This is a genomic window from Anaerobiospirillum sp. NML120448, from assembly GCF_023050945.1.
Lineage (GTDB): Bacteria > Pseudomonadota > Gammaproteobacteria > Enterobacterales > Succinivibrionaceae > Anaerobiospirillum.
Window position 1 is genome coordinate 1 of record NZ_JALKIM010000124.1, and the last position, 3,855, is coordinate 3,855.

The following is a 3,855-nucleotide window of genomic DNA, read 5'->3' on the forward strand; positions in this document are numbered from 1 at the left end:
TGTATCTATATTAGGGCGGAGTAGTAGTTTTGGCACAAAAAAACTACCTCAAGGGTAGCATTTCTAAGAAATATGATAAATAAGCGGTTTTTGCTTAGAAATAAAAATTTAATAATGCCGGGCTATGGTAAAAGAATGATAGCAGCCAGCCTGATATTGGGCTAAAAGCAACCTTGCTAAAACAAGTATTGCTCTTAGCTCAAAAGGAAAGGGTTTTTTAACTAACTATAGTGCGATCACTACTGCACATACGGCAGGAATGATAATTTGGTTATCTTTAATTTCTACGCTCTTGGAGCTTAAAACTACCTGAGCATTAGGGGTAACTTTATGAACAATAGCACTGTCTTCAAAGTTAGCAATTACTTGAATCTGCTTGCCATTAAGCTCACGAGCAAAAGGAACAACATATTCTGCTTGTGGCTCTAAAGCTACGAACTTACCATCGGTTAAGATGTCGTGGTATGGCTCATTGTTCTTTAAAGCAATTAACTTCTGATAGAAAGCTAAGGTTGAGTCAGGATCATTTTGCTGAGCACGAACATTTAAGTTCTTATAATCCTGGTGAACCTTAAGCCAGGTAATCTGTGCGCTGGAGAAGCCAGCGTTTTTCTCATCAGACCATAAAACTGGGGTGCGAGCATTATCACGGGATTCGATATTGAGAATATCTAAAGCCTGACGCTCGCTCAAACCTGCCTCAAGAGCAACTTTGTAGTTATCCTTAGCAGCCACATCGTCAAACTCATAAATAGAGTCAAAACGAGTATTGGTCATGCCAATTTCTTGGCCTTGGTAAATAAATGGCATGCCTCTTAAGAGTACATTAACTGCACCAAAAGCCTTGGCACCATCAGCATTTTGAGCATGGCGTGGTAAATAGTAAGAAACGCCACGTGGCTCATCATGGTTTTCAATGATAGGGCACATAAAGCCAATATCATTAACACGCTCTTGGCTAGCAAAAATAGTATCGCGCCATTTAGCAATGCTTACTGGACGGTAACGGTAGCAAGCAGGGTACTTCTCATTAAGTTCACGAGCAGAGAAGTCGAAAATAGTGCTAAAGAAACCATCCTTACCAATGTAGTTGCTTAAAGACTCAGGGTTAACACCAAAGGCCTCAGCAACAGAAATGGCACCATGCTTTTTAAAGGTGGCATTGTTCATTTCGTGTAAGAAAGTAGCAGCCTCATCAGATAACTTAGCTGTCATCTTAGCAGCTGAGCACATGCCGTCAGGGGCATCAGCAGGAAGTCCTGGGAAGGTTAGGTCTTTGGCAATATTCATGATGGCATCAATTCTAAAGCCAGCAACACCCTTTTCAAGCCAGAAATTGATCATTTCATAAAGCTTCTGGCGTAATGGCTCATAGTACCAATTTAAATCAGGTTGCTCTTTGCAAAAATAGTGTAAATACCATAAGTCTTCATTTTCATGACCTGGTAATTTCTCCCAAACAGAGCCGCCAAAATAAGAGCGTAAATTGTCAGGAGGGCAACCATTCTTGCCTTCACGAATGTAAAAGTACTTGGCTTCTTCACTATTAAGATCGGCACAAGCTTTCTTAAACCACTCATGCTCGGAGGAGCAGTGATTGATTACTAAATCTAAAATGATGGAAATACCACGCTCTTTAGCTTTAGCTAAGAGCTCATCAAAATCTTCCATAGTGCCAAAGGTAGGATCAATGGCCTGATAGTCTGCAATATCATAGCCCTGATCTACAAATGGACTCTTAAAAATAGGGGATAACCAGACAAGCTTAACGCCTAAATCTTTAAGGTAATCAAGCTTAGAAATAATACCCTGTAAGTCGCCGATACCATCACCATTGGAGTCACAAAATGACTTTGGATAAATTTGATAGGCAACTTGGCCCCACCACTTATTAGACACGGTAATCTCCTAGAATCACAATCGCCTCTTAAGCTAACCCTAATCAAACTAGGGGTTCACACACACAAAGCTAAGAGGACTCTCCTCATGTACTAAAACAACATCTCCTGCTTGTAAAAAGCAAACACACACGCAAATCTTAAGCTACAAGCAGGAGCCAAAATATTCAGGCAATGTGAATTGTTGCAGTCATTTTTTTGCAAATGCATGCAAAATATTATCGCCTTAAGTGGTTGTTAGTATAAATTAAGATAAATTAGAAACAATCCAAAAAAATCATCAAAAAATACACTAAATTAACATTTGTTTGCAAATTTTGTGATCTGGTGCGCAAATTGATTTTGAGCAAAAATATTTAGTAGAAAACTTTATTAAATAGCGTAAATAAGAGATTTTTTGTCGTTAGTGCTAAATCATTCAAGCGTAAATAAAGGTATGTTAGCTTATCAAAGCAATAAATTTTTGAGTTAATAAATACACAATATGAACTTAATCACATTATCCTGTTGTTTTGTGCTGAGTAAGTCACATGTTAGTATAATGAGAGGTTAATATAGTGTATAAATTGAGCAATGAAGCATAATCTATCATATTTTCAAGGCCATTGTTCTACGACAAAACCTCAATATATGAGGTATCTCTTTAAACTTAATATTTTTAAGTTACTGCAACTTATTTCATGCAAATAAAGCAAATCCCTAAACCTTCAGCAACCTTGCCTAAGGTCATAATGGTATAGGGCATAAGGCCTATATAAGTACATCAAAGACAAGCCTAACAGCGTATACCAATAGCGCATATTAAGAGTAGCTTATAAAAGTTTCCTGCCCTCACAAGCTTTGCAGGGCAAAAGAGCAATGGTCAGGCGCTTTATATATTGCGATGTGAGTGGCTCTAATGTGTAAAACCTTACCAATTGTTGGGAATGTCGGTAGACGCAGTAGCTATGCTACGGTAGCTACAGACGCTTCGGCAGCTGTCGCAAGGGCAGTGAATCAGTAGACCTGTAGCTGGCTCTAGAGCGGCAAAGCTGTAGCTGTCGCTGCTGCAAGGGCGCTAGCTGTTAGCTTGCTTTTATAAAAAAGTCCTTTATCTCATAGAGAGGTAAAGGACTTTGAAATAAGATTTATGGAAAAAATCAAAGGAAATTATTTATGAGACTTTTATGTCAAGGTCTGGATTATTTTGGTCTTTACGTCGTTTTAACTCTTTGATAACTTCTGGGAAAATCTTATCTAATTTGTAGAAAGAGATGATGCAAATACCAGCTACAAACATAATGATTGGTATAAGAGTGGTGGAATACATAATAGCTTCCATTGCACTTGGAGACTGGGTCACGTAATTATTTACGTAGCCACCAAATTGCATTACACCAGAGGCAATAATGGCTCCTACGCCTGATGCTAATTTGGTTGCAAATGAGGCACTAGCGTAAACAAGACCTGAATGGCGCTCACGGCTAATGTACTCACCATAATCAACAGTATCAGGTAATAAGCTGAACATACAGGCATAAGTAAAGCCCTTAGCTAAGCCTAAAACTACTGCTACTGCCATATTGATGGAAACGGAAGAGGGGTCAATATAGCGAATTGATAGGGCAATAATTTCTACTAAGCTTGCGAAAATTAAGGCATTGCGCTTACCTATTTTTCTAATGCAGTAAGGCAAGAACAAAACCATAGCGCCAATTTTGCAAACATTCGTAATAGCAATAAAGGTTCCAACAAAATTAGCATCGTTTAAGAAATAGCGACAATAGTAAGTATTGGCAGTACTAAACACTACATCTGCTGAGAAGAGAATTAACATGGTTAATGTTAAATCGCAACTTGGGGAGATGGTTTTTAGCATTTTTTTATAAAACCCCACGCATAGGCCATTCTGAGTAAGGACGGTAACATACAGGGAACAAAAGCTCCCACCACGGTTTACCCAAAGCTTTTAATATGG

2 protein-coding genes are annotated in these 3,855 nt (G+C 38.5%); both read right to left on the reverse strand.

The features are described 5' to 3' along the window. Positions 1-225: 225 nt before the first annotated feature. Positions 226-1,899 (reverse strand): alpha-glucosidase, encoded by a 1,674-nt coding sequence (locus MXE38_RS11875; RefSeq protein ID WP_246915346.1) that lies wholly within the window; start codon positions 1,897-1,899, stop codon positions 226-228. A 1,152-nt stretch (positions 1,900-3,051) separates the two neighbouring features. Further along, positions 3,052-3,714 carry an MFS transporter gene (locus MXE38_RS11880; protein WP_246915348.1) on the reverse strand — a complete coding sequence of 221 codons (663 nt, stop codon included), beginning with the start codon at positions 3,712-3,714 and terminating at the stop codon, positions 3,052-3,054. Positions 3,715-3,855: the final 141 nt, after the last annotated feature.